19 protein-coding genes are annotated in these 16,544 nt (G+C 61.4%); 11 read left to right on the top strand and 8 right to left on the bottom strand.

Annotation, left to right across the window (positions count from 1 at the left end; all coding sequences use genetic code 11):
- Positions 1-56 precede the first annotated feature (56 nt).
- The 7 genes from F506_RS14080 (at position 57) to F506_RS14050 (ending at position 7,062) form a co-directional block, all read left to right on the top strand.
- A complete protein-coding gene (locus tag F506_RS14080) occupies positions 57-821 on the top strand; it encodes an AraC family transcriptional regulator (RefSeq protein WP_053198403.1) in 765 nt (254 codons plus the stop codon).
- 250 nt (positions 822-1,071) lie between these two features.
- On the top strand, positions 1,072-2,415 hold the full coding sequence (locus F506_RS14075; RefSeq protein ID WP_235471158.1) for an MFS transporter: 1,344 nt from the start codon (positions 1,072-1,074) through the stop codon (positions 2,413-2,415).
- A gap of 93 nt (positions 2,416-2,508) precedes the next feature.
- The gene (locus tag F506_RS14070; protein WP_053198401.1) at positions 2,509-3,207 is read left to right on the top strand and encodes a DUF4197 domain-containing protein; all 699 of its coding nucleotides are present in this window, start codon (positions 2,509-2,511) and stop codon (positions 3,205-3,207) included.
- A gap of 410 nt (positions 3,208-3,617) precedes the next feature.
- A complete protein-coding gene (locus F506_RS14065; RefSeq protein ID WP_053198399.1) occupies positions 3,618-4,343 on the top strand; it encodes an ABC transporter permease in 726 nt (241 codons plus the stop codon).
- A 13-nt stretch (positions 4,344-4,356) separates the two neighbouring features.
- A complete protein-coding gene (locus tag F506_RS14060) occupies positions 4,357-5,265 on the top strand; it encodes a glycine betaine ABC transporter substrate-binding protein (protein WP_053198398.1) in 909 nt (302 codons plus the stop codon).
- Positions 5,266-5,275: 10 nt separating this feature from the next.
- Positions 5,276-5,926: an ABC transporter permease gene (locus F506_RS14055; RefSeq protein WP_053198396.1), complete on the top strand. Its 651-nt coding sequence runs from the start codon at positions 5,276-5,278 to the stop codon at positions 5,924-5,926.
- Positions 5,923-7,062, top strand: coding sequence for an osmoprotectant ABC transporter ATP-binding protein OsmV (locus tag F506_RS14050; protein WP_053198394.1), 1,140 nt, complete (start codon positions 5,923-5,925; stop codon positions 7,060-7,062). Before F506_RS14055 ends, F506_RS14050 begins: the two co-directional genes overlap by 4 nt.
- Before the next feature lie 48 nt (positions 7,063-7,110).
- Here F506_RS14050 and F506_RS14045 read toward each other — a convergent pair whose 3' ends face one another.
- The 3 genes from F506_RS14045 to F506_RS14035 form a co-directional block, all read right to left on the bottom strand.
- Positions 7,111-7,590 carry a GNAT family N-acetyltransferase gene (locus F506_RS14045; protein WP_053198392.1) on the bottom strand — a complete coding sequence of 160 codons (480 nt, stop codon included), beginning with the start codon at positions 7,588-7,590 and terminating at the stop codon, positions 7,111-7,113.
- 41 nt (positions 7,591-7,631) lie between these two features.
- Positions 7,632-9,035: a DEAD/DEAH box helicase gene (locus F506_RS14040; protein WP_053198390.1), complete on the bottom strand. Its 1,404-nt coding sequence runs from the start codon at positions 9,033-9,035 to the stop codon at positions 7,632-7,634.
- A gap of 205 nt (positions 9,036-9,240) precedes the next feature.
- The gene (locus tag F506_RS14035) at positions 9,241-9,558 is read right to left on the bottom strand and encodes a DMT family transporter (protein ID WP_029362995.1); all 318 of its coding nucleotides are present in this window, start codon (positions 9,556-9,558) and stop codon (positions 9,241-9,243) included.
- Positions 9,559-9,637: 79 nt separating this feature from the next.
- Between F506_RS14035 and F506_RS14030 the strand changes: the two genes are divergently transcribed.
- The gene (locus F506_RS14030; protein WP_053198389.1) at positions 9,638-10,069 is read left to right on the top strand and encodes a winged helix-turn-helix transcriptional regulator; all 432 of its coding nucleotides are present in this window, start codon (positions 9,638-9,640) and stop codon (positions 10,067-10,069) included.
- A gap of 18 nt (positions 10,070-10,087) precedes the next feature.
- On the opposite strand, the gene F506_RS14025 is transcribed toward F506_RS14030, so the two are convergent.
- From F506_RS14025 to F506_RS14015, 3 genes are all read right to left on the bottom strand, one after another.
- On the bottom strand, positions 10,088-10,846 hold the full coding sequence (locus F506_RS14025) for an alpha/beta fold hydrolase (protein WP_053198387.1): 759 nt from the start codon (positions 10,844-10,846) through the stop codon (positions 10,088-10,090).
- A 12-nt stretch (positions 10,847-10,858) separates the two neighbouring features.
- Positions 10,859-11,338, bottom strand: coding sequence for a VOC family protein (locus F506_RS14020; RefSeq protein WP_053198385.1), 480 nt, complete (start codon positions 11,336-11,338; stop codon positions 10,859-10,861).
- A gap of 115 nt (positions 11,339-11,453) precedes the next feature.
- Positions 11,454-12,251: an inositol monophosphatase family protein gene (locus F506_RS14015; protein ID WP_029362996.1), complete on the bottom strand. Its 798-nt coding sequence runs from the start codon at positions 12,249-12,251 to the stop codon at positions 11,454-11,456.
- Positions 12,252-12,439: 188 nt separating this feature from the next.
- Between F506_RS14015 and F506_RS14010 the strand changes: the two genes are divergently transcribed.
- A complete protein-coding gene (locus F506_RS14010; protein WP_053198383.1) occupies positions 12,440-13,213 on the top strand; it encodes an RNA methyltransferase in 774 nt (257 codons plus the stop codon).
- Positions 13,210-13,926, top strand: coding sequence for a pseudouridine synthase (locus F506_RS14005; RefSeq protein ID WP_053198381.1), 717 nt, complete (start codon positions 13,210-13,212; stop codon positions 13,924-13,926). Before F506_RS14010 ends, F506_RS14005 begins: the two co-directional genes overlap by 4 nt.
- A 76-nt stretch (positions 13,927-14,002) precedes the next feature.
- On the opposite strand, the gene hslO is transcribed toward F506_RS14005, so the two are convergent.
- Positions 14,003-14,935: an Hsp33 family molecular chaperone HslO gene (gene hslO, locus F506_RS14000; RefSeq protein WP_053198379.1), complete on the bottom strand. Its 933-nt coding sequence runs from the start codon at positions 14,933-14,935 to the stop codon at positions 14,003-14,005.
- Positions 14,936-15,017: 82 nt separating this feature from the next.
- Positions 15,018-15,542 (bottom strand): gamma carbonic anhydrase family protein, encoded by a 525-nt coding sequence (locus F506_RS13995; protein WP_053198376.1) that lies wholly within the window; start codon positions 15,540-15,542, stop codon positions 15,018-15,020.
- A gap of 95 nt (positions 15,543-15,637) precedes the next feature.
- On the opposite strand from F506_RS13995, the gene F506_RS13990 reads away from it, so the two are divergent.
- Positions 15,638-16,480, top strand: a complete 843-nt coding sequence (locus F506_RS13990; protein WP_053198374.1) for a ferritin-like domain-containing protein — start codon at positions 15,638-15,640, stop codon at positions 16,478-16,480.
- Positions 16,481-16,544 lie beyond the last annotated feature (64 nt).

Genomic DNA, 16,544 nt, shown 5'->3' with positions numbered 1-16,544 from the left:
CGCGTGCTAACATGCCTGAAGTTGTCGCAAAAGTGACAATCTTGCGAACGGATTGCATGGACACCTCCAACTACCACCACATGATCAATGCCAATGCTCCCGCTGCGGCGCTGGCGATCGACTATCCGCACGGTCATGTGATCGAACCGCACCGGCACGCTTACGCGCAGCTGCTGTACGCCATCGAAGGCGTGCTGGTGGTGGAAACCGCAGCGGGGCGGTGGGTGGTGCCGCCCACGCGCGGCGTGTGGCTGCAACCGGAAGTCGACCATCAGGTGCGCATGCGCGGCGACGTCAAGATGCGCACCGTATTCGTCAACATGCAGGAGTTGCCCAACCTGCCGCAGGACAACTGCGTGCTCGACATTCCGCCGCTGTTGCGTGAACTGATCGTCGCTGCGGTAGGCATCGGTCCTGCGCTTGCATCCGACAGCCGCGACTGGCATCTGCTGCGCCTGCTGGTGCACGAACTGCGCTCGGTGCCGGTGCTGCCGCTGTACCTGCCGCTGCCTGCCGACCGCGGCCTGCGCGTGATCTGCGAGGCGCTGATGGCGCAGCCCGACGACGATGCCACTGTCGACATGCATGCGCAGCAGCTGGGCATCGCCACGCGCACTTTTCATCGTCTGTTCCTGCGCGAAACCGGCATGCGTTTCAGTCACTGGCGGCAGCAGGCGCGGTTGCTGCTGGCGCTGGAAAACCTGGCGCGCGGCGACAAGATCATCGACGTCGCACTCGACCACGGCTACACCAGCCAGAGCGCATTCGCGGCGATGTTCAAGAAACATTTCGGGATTGCGCCGAGTCGTTTTTTCCGCTGAGTCTTGCCGATGCACGCGCGCCGACGCGACGCTTATTTCCTCGCTGTAACGCACAAGCGGCAACTAGTGTAAACTTCCCCCACCTTAGAAGGCTGTCAGAAGCAACGGTCGGGCAATGTCTGGCAACATCAGGCAACACAACGCCCCAACCGCCCGCCGAAACAGCCCGAACACTTTCCTGTCGTACCGCATCGTGTCCCCCTCGCTTATCGTTCCGCTCATCGTCGGCTGTGCTCTGTTCATGGAAAACATGGACGTCACCGTCATCGCCACTTCCTTGCCTGCGCTCGCGCGCGATCTCGGCCAGGATCCGATCACCCTGAAACTGGCGCTGACCTCTTACGTGGTCAGTCTCGGCGTGTTCATCCCGATTTCCGGCTGGGTCGCGGACAAGGTGGGCGCGCGCACGATTTTCCGTTCGGCGATGATCACCTTCATGACGGGGTCGATCCTGTGCGCCTTGTCGGACTCGCTGCTGACCTTCGTCGCCGCACGTTTCCTGCAAGGCATCGGCGGCGCCATGATGGTGCCGGTGGGGCGCATCATCATCGTGCGTTCGGTATCCAAGGCCGAACTCGTCAAGGCCATCAGCTACCTGACCTTGCCCTCGCTGATGGGGCCGGTGATCGGGCCGCCGCTGGGCGGCTTCATCACCACGTATTTCCACTGGCGCTGGATTTTCCTGATCAACATTCCGATCTGCATCCTCGGCCTGTATCTGGCCGGACGCTACATCCAGAATTTCCGTGAGGAAGATCCGGCGCCGCTGGACATGAAGGGCTTCCTGCTGACTGCCTGCGGCGGCGGGGTGGCGATGCTCGGCTTTTCGCTGATCGGCAACCACCTTGTTCCGCAGGCGTGGCCGATCATCATGTGCGTGGCCGGTTCGGTGGCCCTGTTCTTCTACTTCCGTCACGCCATGCGCACCGAGTACCCCTTGCTCGATCTGCGCCTGCTGAAGATCCCCACCTTGCGCGCCAGCGTGCTTGGCGGCTCGCTGTTCCGCGTCGGTCTCGGCGCGGTGCCGTTCCTGCTGCCGCTGGCCTTGCAGGAAGGCCTCGGGCTCAATCCTTTCGAAGCCGGCACGATTACCTGCGCCTCCGCCTTCGGCGCCATGTTCATGAAGGCGCTGGCATCGATGGTGCTGCGCCGCTATGGTTTCCGCACCGTGCTGATGGGCAACGCGGTATTGGCCGGCATGGCGATCGCTTCCTACGGCATCTTCTCTTCGCACACGCCTTATTACGTGATGCTGCTGGTGGTGCTGCTGGGCGGCTTCTTCCCTTCGCTGCAATTCACCTGTCTCAACTCGATTGCCTACGCCGACATCAGCAACCGCGACGCCGGCCGCGCCACCAGCCTGGCCAGCGTGGTGCAGCAATTGTCGCTGGGCATGGGGGTGACCATCGCCGGCCTGGTGCTGCAAATCTCGAATTACCTGCAAGGCCACGCGACCATCGTCGAGGCCGATTTCTGGCCGGCATTCCTGGTGGTGGGGTTGTTCTCGGTGGCGTCGGTGCCGGTGACGGCGCGCCTGCCCAAGAACGCCGGCCTGGAACTTACGCGCCGCCATGGCAGCGGCGCCGACAAGTGACATGAAACCGAAGCGAGATAAAACCGACGTGCTTCGATAGGCAGTCTGTGAGGAGCGTATTATGATGGCGCGTCTTCTTCCTCCGGAGTTCTCATGCTGCCCCTCAAGAAATTCAAACACGCTCCCGTCGTTGCCGCCCTGGTGCTGACCAGCACGCTGGCGTTCGCGGTGTCGCTGTCCGACCTCAGTAACCAGGACGCCACCAGCGGCCTGAAAGCCGCTCTGGAGAAGGGCGCCAATGTCGCCGTCTCGAAGCTCGGCGTGGAAAACGGATTCCTCAACAACGACAAGGTCAAGATTCAGTTGCCGGGTCCGCTGCAGCAAGCCATGCCGTTGCTCAAGATGACCGGCCAGGGCCAGAAGCTGGATGACCTGGTGGTGTCGATGAACCGCGCGGCCGAGTCTGCCGTGCCGCTGGCCAAGCCGCTGCTGGTCAATGCAGTCAAGTCGATGTCGGTCACGGACGCCAAGAACATCCTGTCGGGAGGTGAGACCTCGGTAACCGATTTCTTCCGCCAGAAGACTGCCACGCCGCTCGGTGAAAAATTCCTCCCCATCGTCAAGAACATCACCGATAAAAACGGCCTCTCCGCCAAGTACAACAGCACCATGGGCCAGGTCGCCAAGACCGGCCTGGTGTCGGGTGACCAAGCCACGGTCGAGGGTTACGTGACGCAGCGTTCGCTGGACGGCTTGTTCTACATGATCGGCGAGGAAGAGAAGGCGATCCGCCGCGATCCTGTCGGCGCCGGCAGCGCGATCATCGGGAAGGTGTTCGGCGCGCTCAAATAAGCGTTGATTTTTGCGCGCAACCCTCCGAAAACCGGCCTTTTTGGCCGGTTTTTCGTTTCTTCAGATCGACCGGTTATGACTTCCTCAATTGTCATTTCTGGACTTCATTAAGCAAGTCGGTTATACTGCCGTCTGTCCTGGCGACAACACTTGTTCAACTACTAAGTAATTCCTGATCCGTTCACGGATCGTCTCGTTTTCCGGCATGCCGATTCATCGCCGCCGGATGCATAAATTGTCGATTGCGCCTCAGTGCCGGTCGATTCCATCGCTGCCTCGGCAGCACCGGTTCGTATCCAAACGATTAGCCCTGCGAGGGCGGCGAACCACTACAAATAGTCAAAGCGCTGTCGCGGTTTCGATATCGGCATTTCATTGATCTCGACCATGGCGGCCACACAGGGGGAACCATGACGCGAAATTTCCGCAACGTCATCGGTGGCGCAGCCGCGGTCACAGCCGTTTCAGTGCTCGCCGTGGCCGGCCTGATCCAGTGGATCGGGGTGGACGTCATCATGCAATATCGCAACGACCTGATCTACTACACCGGCAAGCATCTGCAGCTGGTTGCATGGTCGATGTTGCTGGCAATCGCCGTCGGCGTTCCGGCCGGGGTGGCGCTGAGCCGACCGGCACTGGCGCGCCGCGCCGAGTATTTCATCCAGGTCTTCAACATCGGCAACACGATTCCGTCGATTGCCGTGCTGGCCCTGGCGCTGGCGTTCTTCGGCATCGGCAACTGGCCGACCATCCTGGCGCTGTGGCTGGCCTCGCTGCTGCCGATCGTGCGCAATACCTTCGAAGGCCTGAAGAACGTCCCGGCGCCGCTGCGCGAAGCCGCCAAAGGCATCGGCATGAAACCTTACCAGGTGCTGTTGCGCGTCGAGCTGCCCAATGCCTTGCCGATCATTGTCGGCGGCATCCGCACCGCGCTCGTGATCAATGTCGGCACTGCGCCGCTGTCGATGCTGATCGGCGGCGAAAGCCTGGGCGGCCTGATCTTCCCGGGCATCTACCTGAACAACCATGGCCAGCTGTTGCTGGGCTCCGCAGCGACCGCCTTGCTGGCGCTGCTGCTGGACGCGATCGTCACGCTGCTGTCGCACTGGTACCTGTCGCGTCGCGGCCTGGCTTGAAAAAGGAACCATCATGAAACCATTCCGTTTTATCCATGCATCAGCCCTTGCCCTCGCTCTTTGCATGCTGATGCCGGGGCCGGCCACGGCCGCCACGCTGGTTGTCGGCGGCAAGAACTTCACCGAGCAATTGATCCTGTCGTCGATGACTGCGCAGTACCTGCGCGCCAAAGGCTATGACGTCGATCTCAGGAACGGGCTCGGCTCGACCCTGATGCGCAAGGCGCAGGAAAGCAAGCAGCTCGACATCGTGTGGGAATACACGGGCACGTCGCTGATCGTCTACAACCACGTCGACGAAAAGCTCGATGCAGACACCACCTATGCACGCGTCAAGGAGCTCGACCAGAAAATCGGCCTGACCTGGCTCAACGAGTCCGGCCTCAACAACAGCTATGCCTTTGCCATGCCGCAAAAGCTGGCCGACGAACAAGGCATCAACACGCTGGACGATCTCGCGCAGCACATCACGCAGGAGCAGCAGGCTGGCGGCAAGCCTCGGCTGGTAGGCGTGGACTATGAATTCGCGTCGCGTCCCGACGGTCTCGAGCCGATGCAGAAGCTCTACGGCTTCCAGCTCGACCGCAGCGAGGTCAAGCAGATGGATCCGGGATTGGTCTACACCGCCTTGCGCAACGAGCAGCTGTATGCCGGCCTGACGTATTCGTCGGACGGCCGCATCAAGGGCTTCAATCTGAAACTGTTGGAAGACAACAAGGGCTACTTCGCCGCGTACAAGGCGACGCCCGTGGTGCGCGAGGAAGTGCTGCAGGAGCATCCGCAGCTGGCCGGCCAGCTGAACGCCTTGTCCGCCGCCATCGACACGGAAAAGATGACCGACATGAACAAGCGCGTCGACATCGACCAGGAGCCGATCGGCAAGGTCGTCACCGAATTCCTGCAGCAGCAGGGACTGATCTGAGGAGCCGGCCATGAACCTGATTGATTACCTCACCGCCGACTGGCACAACATCCTCAACCTGACCCTGCAGCACCTCCGGCTGGTCGGCGTCGCCGTCAGCCTGGCCATCGTCATCGGCGTGCCGCTGGGCATCCTGATCACGCGGCATCGCTGGCTGGCCACACCATTGCTCGGCCTCGCCACGGTGGTGCTGACCTTGCCGTCGATCGCGCTGTTCGGCCTGATGATTCCGGTGTTCTCGCACTTCGGCGCCGGCATCGGACCGCTGCCGGCGATCACGGCGGTGTTCCTGTATTCGCTGCTGCCGATCATGCGCAACACCTTCCTCGCGCTCGACAACATCGACAGCGGCATCCGGGAAGCCGGCATCGGCATCGGCATGACGTTCTGGCAGCGCCTGCGCATGGTCGATCTGCCGCTGGCGATGCCGGTGATTCTTGGCGGCGTGCGCACGGCGGTAGTGATGAACATCGGCGTGATGGCAATCGCCGCCGTGATCGGCGCCGGCGGCCTGGGCGTGCTGATCCTGCATGCGATCAGCCAGAGCAACATGCAAAAACTGGTGGTGGGCGCCGTGCTCATCAGCGTGCTGGCGATCCTCGCCGACGTGCTGCTGCAAGGCCTGCAACGACTTCTGACTCCGAAAGGACTGCAAAAATGATAGAACTCGAACAACTCAGCAAAACCTATACGCAAAAAGACGGCACCCTGGTCAGGGCGGTCGACTCGGTCAGCCTGAAGGTGGCCGAAGGCGAGATCTGCGTCTTCCTCGGCCCGTCCGGTTGCGGCAAGACCACCACGCTGAAAATGATCAACCGCCTGATCGCACCGACTTCCGGACGCGTGCTGCTCAATGGCGAAGACACCACCGGCATCGACGAAGTCAGCCTGCGCCGCCACATCGGTTACGTGATCCAGCAGATCGGCCTGTTTCCCAACATGACGATCGAAGAAAACATCACCATCGTGCCGCGCCTGCTGGGCTGGGACAAGAAGCGCTGCCGCGAGCGCGCGACCGAACTGATGGCCATGGTGGCGCTGGATCCGGCGAAATTCCTCAAGCGCTATCCGCGCGAACTGTCGGGCGGCCAGCAACAGCGCATCGGCGTGATCCGTGCGCTGGCGGCCGATGCGCCGGTGCTGCTGATGGACGAACCGTTTGGTGCGGTCGATCCGATCAACCGCGAGTCGATCCAGAACGAGTTCTTCCAGATGCAGCGTCAGCTCAAGAAGACCGTGATCATGGTCAGCCACGATATCGACGAGGCCATCAAGCTTGGCGACCAGGTGGCGATTTTCCGCGCCGGCAAGCTGGTGCAGTTCGATCATCCGGACACCTTGCTGGCGCGTCCCAAGGACGATTTCGTCAGCGCCTTCGTCGGCCAGGACCATACGCTCAAGCGCCTGCTGCTGGTGCGCGCGGGCGACGCCGCGACGACGCCGGCGACGGCGCGTCCGGGCTTGCCGCTGCAGGATGCGATGAACTTGATGGATGACCAGGATGCGCGCTATCTGACGATCACCGACAACGACAATCGTGCGCTCGGCTACATCAGCCGGCGCGATATCCGCAGCGCAGGCACGCAGGGCGTCAGCGGCGACAAGGTCAGGCCCTTCAATCTGAATGCGGCGCCGGATGAGAACCTGCGCGTGGTGCTGTCGAAGATGTACAAGCACAGCGCCAGCTGGATGCCCGTCATCGACGCAGAGGGAAAATATCTTGGAGAAGTGACGCAGGATTCGATTGCCGACTATCTGAGTTCGGGCAAGTCGCGCGGCCAGAGAATGGCGGCCTGAGCCAATTGACGGCAATAAAAAGCCCCGGATGTCCGGGGCTTTTTTACGTCACAGCAGGCGGTGCATGAACACCGCTTTGCCGGAAGAGGGATTCAGTTCGTAGCCGACGAAACCGGTGGATGCATAAAGCGAACGCGCCACCGTATTGCCTTCCAGGACTTCCAGGGTGATCTTGCAGCAGCCGAGCTCGCGTGCGCAAGCGTCGACCGCCTGCATCAACTGTTTCGCAATGCCGCGTCCGCGATAGGCGGGCGCCACGGCGAAGTCGTGGATGTTGAGCAGCGGCTTGCAGGCGAAGCTGGAAAAGCCTTCGATGCAATTGGCGAAGCCGGCAGCCTGCTCGCCGTCGAATGCCAAGAACACATGGACGGCGGGGCGCTTGCGTAATTCGTCGATCAGATGGGTGCGGACGAAATCACTGATGCCTTCGCCGCCTCCCATCAGGTCCGATGCATACGCATCGAGCATCTCGAGTATGGCGACGCCGTGTCGCGGATTGTTGAGATCAGCTTTGACGACGTCGATCAATTCGGATGCCTTTCTGCGCAATACGTTCGGAAGCGATTATTTTACCTGCCGCGACCGCCGGAGCGGTGGGTCGATGCAGGACGCGCAGCAGGACCGCGGCTCTGCGCCGGACCTGCGCCTTGCGGCTTGGCAGGACCGCCTTGACGCGGCTTGGCGGCTTGCGCCTGGCCTTGGCCCTGACCGCCGGTCTTCGGCTGCTGGGAACGATTGCCGCCGCCACCGCCACCTTGTGGACGACGCCCGCCGCCGCCACCGCCGCGATGACCTTCGCTGCGCAGCTGGATCGGTTGCGGTTTGGCCTTCGGATCGGGTTCGAAGCCGGGCACGATTTCAACCGGGATCTCGCGCTTGATGAAACGCTCGATGTCGTGCAGCAGATCACGTTCATCGACGCAGACCAGCGATACGGCGGAACCGGTAGCGCCGGCGCGGCCGGTGCGGCCGATGCGGTGGACGTAATCTTCGGAGACGTTCGGCAGATCATAGTTGACCACGTGCGGCAGCTGGTCGATGTCGATGCCGCGTGCAGCGATATCGGTAGCGATCAGCGCTTGCAGCTTGCCGTCCTTGAAGTCGGCCAGGGCGCGGGTGCGCGCTGCCTGGCTCTTGTTGCCGTGGATCGCCATGGCGGTGATCTCGTCGCGCGCCAGCTGTTCGACCAACTTGTTGGCGCCGTGCTTGGTGCGGGTGAAGACCAGCACCTGGTTCCACTGGTTGGTCTTGATCAGATGCGCCAGCAGCGGATGTTTCTTGTCGCGGTCGACCGGGTGGATCTTCTGGCCGATCACTTCCACGGTGGAATTGCGACGCGCCACTTCGATCATTGCCGGCGAATTCAGCAGGCCATCGGCCAGCGCCTTGATTTCGTCGGAGAAGGTGGCGGAGAACAGCAGGTTCTGGCGCTTCTTCGGCAGGACCGCGAGGATCTTTTTGATGTCGCGGATGAAACCCATGTCCAGCATGCGATCGGCTTCGTCCAGGATCAGGACTTGCACGTTGCGCAGGTCGACCGTGTTTTGCTGCATGTGGTCGAGCAGGCGGCCGGGCGTGGCGACAAGGATATCGACGCCTTGCTTGAGCAGGCGGATTTGCGGATTGATGCCGACGCCGCCGAAGATGCAGGCCGAAGTCAGCGGCAGGTATTTGCCATAGACGCGTACGCTTTCTTCGACCTGCGCCGCGAGTTCACGCGTCGGGGTCAGGATCAGCGCGCGGATCGGCACGTGGCCGTTGACCTTGACGCGCTCGACGGAAGACAGGCGCTGCAGCAGCGGCAGCGTGAAGCCGGCGGTCTTGCCGGTGCCGGTTTGTGCGCCGGCCAGCAGGTCGCCGCCACCGAGTACGGCAGGCACGGCTTGCATCTGAATTGGTGTGGGCGTGGTATAGCCTTGTTCGGTTACGGCACGAACGATTTCCTCGGAAAGACCGAGAGATGAGAATGACATAGTGGGATTTTAAAAATATCGGCCTGTCGCCGCAGTGGGCGCCAGTCGCAGGCAAACGGGTTGAAACGTCGGGAAGACAGCGGACTTTGACTGGAGAATGTGCCGCACGGGGCGCAGTATAACAGGTGCTGGGAAGGGCCGTGGATAAATCTTGGCCGGCGTCATGCAGCACAGGCCGCACGACGCCGTGCCGGGCTGACGCCGCTCAGGCGTCCAGCAGGCGCAGACCGATGGTGCCGCCGATGATCAGTGCGATACACAGCAAACGCAGCGGCGACAAGGCGTCGTTGAACAGGTAGATGCCGAGCACCGCGACGCCGACCGAGCCGGTGCCGGTCCAGATCGCATAGGCGGTGCCGGCCGGCAGGCTGCGCATGGCCAGCGTCAGGAACAGCACGCTGCAGGCGGCTGCGCCGACGCCGATCAGGCTGGGCGTGAGCCGGGTCCAGCCGTTTGCGTACTTGAGCGCGATCGCCATGATGATTTCCACTACACTTGCCAATGACAGGAATACCCAGGCCATTATTTTCCTCCGTGAATTGAACAGGCGCTCAGCATAGGCACGGAGAACGAGCCCAACAAGAAGGCACTTTTTGGTAACCATGAAACCGGTAAAAAAACTCTCCGCCGAAGAACCGCAAACCGATATCTACAGCCTCGCCTGTCCGTCGCGCAAGGCGCTCGAACTGGTCGGCAGCAAATGGGCCTTGCTGATTTTCCCGGCGCTGGCGGCGGGGCCGATGCGCAACAGCGCGCTGCTGCGCAAGATCGAAGGCATCTCGCAGAAAATGCTGACCCAGACCCTCAAGGAGCTGGAGCGCAACGGCCTGGTGACACGCTGCAACCTGGAGACGGCGGCGCCGCACGTGGAGTACGAACTGAGCGCGCTGGGAGAATCGCTCAGCGACACGTTGATCGCGTTGGACAACTGGGCCGAACGTCATCACGCGGATTTGCAGCGCGCGCGTGAACAATTCGACAATGAAAAAACCGGCGAACAGGCCGCCGGTCGTCTGGTGCACAAACTCAAATAAGGTTGAAGGGGCGAAGACTCATCCGCGCGCTTGTCCGGAGAGAAAATCCAGCAGCGGCGGCAGCACCAGCTTGCTCTGCATCAGTCCGCCGAAATGCGTCACGCCGGGCAGCGACACGAAGCGGGCGCGCGGCAGCAATTTTACGCAGCGCTCGACGGCTGCGTGGCGCGCATCGGCGTCGCCGCAAAACATCAGGCAGGGCAGGTCGATCAGCGGCAACAACTCGTCCATCGAGATTCGCGGTTGTTGCGCGGCGGCGGCCAGCGCCAACAGGTCGTTAGCCCGGATCAGCATTTTCACCTGAGGCGAAATGCGTTCGTTGAGCACGCTTTCAAACGCCGCGATGAAGGCATTTGCATCGGCGCCGTCCAATCCCTTGAAGGCATCCCAGCTGGCGTCGGCATACGGATGCGCAGCACCCAGCATCAGCGATTGCAGACGTTCGCGCGCATGCCGCACCATGCCGTAACCGATCCAGCCGCCGAGCGAATAGCCGCAGTAATGCACCTTGTCGATACCGAGGTCGTCGAGTACGGCGACCACATCGGCGCTGCGTTGCTGCAGCGTATATGCCGCCGTCTCATGTGGCTTGTCGCTGAGGCCGTGTCCCAGGGCGTCGAGCGCGATGACGCGATAGTGTTGTTGCAGCACTTCGGTGAAGCCGAAGAAGCGCCAGGCTTGCGAGCTGCTGGTGAAGCCGTGGTGGAGGAACAGGTCAGGACCCTGGCCGCTGACTTCGTAATGGATGCGCCGTCCGGCGCTGATGGCAAATGGCATGGAGTGGAAGGTTCAGGCCTGATCGGGTTTGCACTTGTTGAGCAGCGCCTGCGAGCGGCTGCGGATTTCTTCATTGGAGAGATCTTCCTTGTGCGTCGCGATTGACCAGATATGGCCATAAGGATCGCGCAGCATGCCCGAGCGGTCGCCGTAGAACTGATCCTGCACGGCGCGCAGTTTGGCGGCGCCGGCGGCGATGGCCTGGGCGAATACGGCATCGACGTCGTCGACATAGATCAGCATGCTGACGCCGGCGCCGCCGAGCGTCTTGGGGCAATGGATGCCCATCTCGATGAATTCGTCGGCGAGCATGACGCGGGCATTGCCGATCTGTATTTCGGCATGCCAGATTTTGTCGTGTGGACCGTCGATGCGGAGGACTTCGGTGGCGCCGAACGCCTTCTCGTAAAACTTGATGGCGCTGGCCGTGTCGGCGACGATCAGGTAAGGCGTGACGCTGGTATAGCCTTCCGGGGTGGGATTGACTGCCATGTTCGTCTCCTTGGGTGGCTGGGAAGCGCTGCAAACTGCATTGCTTCCCTGGCGTGACTTGGTGACTGCTCCGGCTCTGCGGCCGGATTGTGATGCGGAAACTTCAGTCTGAATTCTAGGCGAATTCAGACAGCAAATTGACTTGCTGCGAGAAAATCTTTGGATTGCCGGCCAGGACGTCGCCCTTGTACAGATAATCCGCTTCGCCCTTGAAGGTGCCGACGATGCCGCCTGCTTCCGTCACCAGCAGCGAGCCGGCTGCGATGTCCCAAGGCTTCAGGCCTTTTTCGAAGAAACCGTCGAGACGGCCGGCGGCGACGTAAGCCAGGTCCAGCGCGGCGGCGCCCGGACGACGCAGGCCGGCGCAGCTTTCGGTCATGATCTTGAACATCTTCATGTATTCGTTAAGGCCGTCCATGTCGCGGAACGGGAAGCCGGTGCCGATCAGGCCATCGGCGATCTTGTCGCGCTTGCTGACGCGGATGCGCTTTTCGTTCAGGTAGGCGCCGGCGCCTTTGGAAGCGGTGAACAGGTCGTTGCGGGTAGGATCGTAGACCACGGCTTGCGTGATCTGGCCGCGCTGCTGCAGCGCGATCGAGACGCAGTATTGCGGGAAGCCGTGGATGAAGTTGGTGGTGCCGTCGAGTGGATCGATGATCCAGACGTTTTCATTTTCGTCGTGCAGGTTGGCCGATGGGCCGGACTCTTCCGCCAGGATGGCGTGGTCGGGATACGCGGTCTTCAGGACCTCAATGATGGCGTCTTCCGCCGCTTTGTCGACTTCGGTGACGAAGTCGTTGTGCTGCTTCTTGGTGACCTTGAGCAGCGAGACGTCGAACGACGCGCGATTGATGACGGCGGCACCGCGGCGAGCAGCCTTGATCGCCGTATTGAGCATTGGGGGGATAAGCATCCTGAGGGTTCCGTTAAAATGGCGTCTTCGCCGCCGGTTTCGTTACCGTCGGGAGAAGTTGCACAACAATGAAATTAATGAGCGGTGGAGCGTTCGAGAGTTGTCAATTTGATATTGATGTTGACATGGCCATGCCTGTTTCAGGCGGGCTTACGAAGTTTTCGAACGTGCGAATACCGCTATTTTAAATGAACACGCCCAAAATCGATAATTCTGTTTTCAAGCGCCTCCGTTTCGTGTTGGTGGAAACCAGCAGTCCAGGCAATATCGGCGCGGCCGCCCGCGCCATCAAGACCATGGGTTTCGGCGAGCTGGTGCTGATCAATCCACGCTTTCCCAATGCAGTCGAGGAAGAGGCTGCCGTGGCCTTCGCCAGCGGCGCGCAGGACGTGCTGTCCGGTGCGCGCATCGTGTCGAGTATCGAGGAGGCGTTGCAGGATTGCAATTTCGCCGCCGCCATCAGCGCGCGGCTGCGTGAGTTTTCGCCGCCGGTGGTTTCGCCGCGCGCGATTGCCGGGCAGATTGCCGGCGACGTCGGACTCAAGGCTGCGATGATCTTCGGCAACGAGCGTTTCGGCCTGCCCAACGAGCTGGTGCAGAAATGCAATGTGCTGATCAACATCCCGGCCAATCCTGATTACTCCTCGCTCAACCTGGCGCAGGCGGTGCAGGTGCTCGCCTATGAATGCCGCATGGCCGAGCTGGGCGACCGCGTGCAGGCCGGCGATATCGGCTTCCAGGGCGAGATGGCGGGCGTGGCGGAGATCGAGGGCATGTTCCGCCATCTCGAAGAAGCGCTGGTGGCGATTGAGTTCCTCAAGCCGGACAGCCCCAAAAAATTGATGCCGCGCCTCAAACGCCTGTTTGCGCGCACGCAGCTGGAAACCGAAGAGGTCAATATCCTGCGCGGCATCGCCCGCCAGATACTGACGCCAAAACAAGACAGAAAGCCCAAGCAATGAGCAAGTTGACCCTGGATCGCATCCTCCAGTCGCAAGGTTTCGGATCGCGCAAATATTGCCGTTCGCTGATCGAAGACGGCGAAGTCGCCATCAACGGCGAAGTCGTCGACGACTACCGTTTTACACCTGACACCGACGGACTTGCGTTCACGCTGTTCGACGAAGAGTGGACGTATCGCGAACACGTCTACATCGCCCTGAACAAGCCCGCCAATTTCGAATGTTCGCGCAAGCCCAGCCATCACCCCGGCGTGCTGACGATTTTGCCGGAACAATTTTCGTGGCGCGACGTGCAGCCGGTCGGCCGCCTCGACCATGACACCACCGGCTTGCTGCTGATGTCGGATGACGGGGCGTTCATCCATGCGCAATCTTCGCCCAAGCGCCATGTGCCCAAGGTCTACGCGGCCACCACGCACGACGCCGTCACGGACGAGCTGATTGCGCAGTTGCTGGGCGGCGTGCAGCTGCACGACGAGCCGGCGCCGCTGGCGGCCGTAACTTGCCGCAAGCTCGACGCCCATCTGCTGGAAATCGTGCTGGAGCAAGGCAAATACCATCAGGTCAAGCGCATGCTGGCGGCGGCCGGCAACCATTGCAGCGCCTTGCGCCGCACTGCCATCGGCGGTTTGCAGCTGAATGCGCTGGATCTGGAAGAGGGCGAGTGGTGCTATCTCGATGCGGCGCAGCTGGGTTTGCTGGTGCCGGCCTGACGCGGTAGTTCATTCCGCAAGAAGAATGGCCGCGGCTGGAATCCAGCGGCGGCCATCCGGTGCGCGGTGACGAAGTTCAGTGACGCGTATCCGTCTGCGGTACGGTGTCCGCAGGAGTTTCGGCACGGAAGATTTGCGCGCAATCAACTGCATCGAACTCGTAATGCAGTCCGCAGAAATCGCAATCGACGCTGAGTTTTTCCTGCGTGGAAAGCGCATCTTCGACTTCAGCCTGGCCGAGCATCTTGAGCATGTTGCCGACCTTTTCGCGCGAGCAAGTGCAGTGGAATTCCGGATGCGAAGGCTCGAAGACGCGGATGGTTTCTTCCCAGAACAGGCGATGCATCAGCGTTTCGATATCGGTGCTCAGCAGTTCTTCGCTGCGCAGCGTGTTGCCCAGCATCGACAGCCGGTTCCAGGTTTCCAGCTCTTCTTCGGGCGCCGCCTTGCCGACGTCCTTGCCGCCATGATTCGGCAGCTTTTGCAGCAGCAGGCCGCGCGATACCTTGTCGTCGGCGGCGAGCCACAGCTTGGTGTCGAGCTGTTCGGAGCGCAGCATGTAGTTTTCAATCACCGTTGCCACCGTATCGCCATCCAGCGGTACGACGCCCTGGTAAGCCTGCTGGCCCGGCATCTTGTCCTTCGGATCGAGCGTGATGGCAAAACGGCCTTCGCCGTTGGCGTTGACCAGCTGCATCAAAGTGGCGTCGTCGGCTACATCTGCGTCCTCGACCAGCTTGGCGGTGGCGCGCAGGCGCAGTTCGGAGTCGCATTCGACCACCAGCAGCCGGACCGGACCGTCGCCATGGATCTGCATGACGACCATGCCGTTGAACTTGAGGTTGGCCGACAGCAGCGCCGCGGCCGACAGCATCTGGCCGAGCAGCGCCTTGACCGCCACCGGATAGTCGCGGCGCGCCAGCACCTGTTGCCAGGTTGCGGAGATTTCCACCAGTTCTCCGCGAACCGGCGCATTTTCCACCATGAATTTTTGCAGCGTATCTTTCATTGTTTCTTTCTTGTTGCTCACTCGGCAAGAAGCGGCATGCGCCGCAACGTGCTGTCGTGCTGTTGCCTTGCTTCGAGACGCTTCAGGCGATGCGTTTGAGACTGGTCTTGAACAATTGCGCGCGTTCGACATAACTGTCGGTGCCGGCGCGCATGCGGGCGATATCTTCTTCGCTCAGGGTGCGCACGGCCTTGGCCGGCGAACCGATGATCAGCGAGTTTTCCGGGAATTCCTTGCCTTCGGTGACCAGCGCACCGGCGCCGACCAGGCTGTTCTTGCCGATCTTCGCGCCGTTGAGCACGATGGCCTGGATGCCGATCAGGGCACCTTCGCCAATGGTGCAGCCGTGCAGCATGGCCTGGTGGCCGACCGTCACGTTCTTGCCGATATGCATCGGATAGCCGACGTCGGTGTGCAATACTGCGCCTTCCTGGACGTTGCTGTTTTCGCCGATGGTGATTAATTCATTGTCGCCGCGGATGCTGACGTTGAACCACACGCTGGCGTGCTCTTCGAGCTTGACCTTGCCGACCACCACGGCCGACTCCGCCACCCAGGCGGTTTCCGCGATTTCCGGCGTGTTTTCTTCCAACTTGTAAATTGCCATAATAAAATTGTCTCCTCGGTTATTCGGGGACACAGACATCCATATTGGGACAAACTGTGTTCCATCAACCCGCCATTTTACCGCTGCTGCCATAAATCATCGTGAATCCATCGCCGCCCCCTGATTTTCCTGAGAACAAGTTTTCCGCCGGGACCGAATTGCGCCGCGCCGCGCTGCATTGGCTGGTCCACACCGGCGGCGCCGCCAAGGCGGCTGGCGTGCGCGTCATGTCGCAGGCCTGGCATGCCGGCACTCTGATGCTGGACCGCGATGCCACATTGTTTGCCGATGCCGCCGTGCCGGGCCGGCCGGCGCATCCCGAACTGGTGTCGCCGCTGCTGGTGAAGTCGCGCTCGATGCGTACCGAAGAGGGGCGCGCGGCGATGATCCATGCGCTGGCGCACATCGAATTCAATGCCATCAATCTGGCGCTTGACGTGATCTGGCGTTTCCCTGGCATGCCCGAGGCGTTCTACGCCGATTGGCTCAAGGTGGCCGACGAAGAGGCCTATCACTTCTCGTTGCTGGAGTCGCATTTGCAGGTGCTCGGTTGCGCCTACGGTGATTTCACCGCGCATAACAGCCTGTGGGACATGGCCGAAAAAACCAAGGACGACATCCTGGCCCGCATCGCGCTTGTGCCGCGCACGATGGAGGCGCGCGGCCTGGATGCCGCGCCGCCGGTGCGCAACAAGCTGGCGCAGGCCGGCGACCACGCGGCGGCGGCCATCCTGGACATCATCATGCGCGATGAAATCGGCCATGTGGCCATCGGCAATCGCTGGTACGGCTGGTTGTGCGAGCAACGCGGACTCGATCCGATCGCGACGTTTGCCCGCTTGACGGTCGAATTCAAGGCGCCGGTGATGCGCGGGCCGTTCAACATGGAGGCGCGCCGCGCGGCAGGCTTCACCGAAGCTGAACTCGCCTTGATGTGAGACGAAGGGCGCCGGGAAATCCGGTTGTTTTGACGAAGAATTATTACTGTTTTTACGTTTTGGA

Source organism: Herbaspirillum hiltneri N3, assembly GCF_001267925.1.
In the GTDB taxonomy this organism is placed as follows: domain Bacteria; phylum Pseudomonadota; class Gammaproteobacteria; order Burkholderiales; family Burkholderiaceae_D; genus Herbaspirillum; species Herbaspirillum hiltneri.
The sequence above is the reverse complement of the archived record's forward strand: the minus strand, read 5'-3'. Positions and strand labels throughout refer to the sequence as shown.

Excerpts from the sequence above, each read along its gene's own strand:
- F506_RS14015 (WP_029362996.1), bottom strand. The coding sequence starts at position 12,251 with ATGCTTATCCCCCCAATGCTCAATACGGCGATCAAGGCTGCTCGCCGC.
- hslO (WP_053198379.1), bottom strand. The coding sequence starts at position 14,935 with ATGAAAGATACGCTGCAAAAATTCATGGTGGAAAATGCGCCGGTTCGC.
- F506_RS14035 (WP_029362995.1), bottom strand. The coding sequence starts at position 9,558 with ATGGCCTGGGTATTCCTGTCATTGGCAAGTGTAGTGGAAATCATCATG.
- F506_RS14070 (WP_053198401.1), top strand. The coding sequence starts at position 2,509 with ATGCTGCCCCTCAAGAAATTCAAACACGCTCCCGTCGTTGCCGCCCTG.
- F506_RS14025 (WP_053198387.1), bottom strand. The coding sequence starts at position 10,846 with ATGCCATTTGCCATCAGCGCCGGACGGCGCATCCATTACGAAGTCAGC.
- F506_RS13995 (WP_053198376.1), bottom strand. The coding sequence starts at position 15,542 with ATGGCAATTTACAAGTTGGAAGAAAACACGCCGGAAATCGCGGAAACC.
- F506_RS14005 (WP_053198381.1), top strand. The coding sequence starts at position 13,210 with ATGAGCAAGTTGACCCTGGATCGCATCCTCCAGTCGCAAGGTTTCGGA.
- F506_RS14030 (WP_053198389.1), top strand. The coding sequence starts at position 9,638 with ATGAAACCGGTAAAAAAACTCTCCGCCGAAGAACCGCAAACCGATATC.
- F506_RS14010 (WP_053198383.1), top strand. The coding sequence starts at position 12,440 with ATGAACACGCCCAAAATCGATAATTCTGTTTTCAAGCGCCTCCGTTTC.
- F506_RS14075 (WP_235471158.1), top strand. The coding sequence starts at position 1,072 with ATGGACGTCACCGTCATCGCCACTTCCTTGCCTGCGCTCGCGCGCGAT.
- F506_RS14055 (WP_053198396.1), top strand. The coding sequence starts at position 5,276 with ATGAACCTGATTGATTACCTCACCGCCGACTGGCACAACATCCTCAAC.
- F506_RS14020 (WP_053198385.1), bottom strand. The coding sequence starts at position 11,338 with ATGGCAGTCAATCCCACCCCGGAAGGCTATACCAGCGTCACGCCTTAC.
- F506_RS14050 (WP_053198394.1), top strand. The coding sequence starts at position 5,923 with ATGATAGAACTCGAACAACTCAGCAAAACCTATACGCAAAAAGACGGC.
- F506_RS14080 (WP_053198403.1), top strand. The coding sequence starts at position 57 with ATGGACACCTCCAACTACCACCACATGATCAATGCCAATGCTCCCGCT.
- F506_RS14060 (WP_053198398.1), top strand. The coding sequence starts at position 4,357 with ATGAAACCATTCCGTTTTATCCATGCATCAGCCCTTGCCCTCGCTCTT.
- F506_RS14065 (WP_053198399.1), top strand. The coding sequence starts at position 3,618 with ATGACGCGAAATTTCCGCAACGTCATCGGTGGCGCAGCCGCGGTCACA.
- F506_RS14040 (WP_053198390.1), bottom strand. The coding sequence starts at position 9,035 with ATGTCATTCTCATCTCTCGGTCTTTCCGAGGAAATCGTTCGTGCCGTA.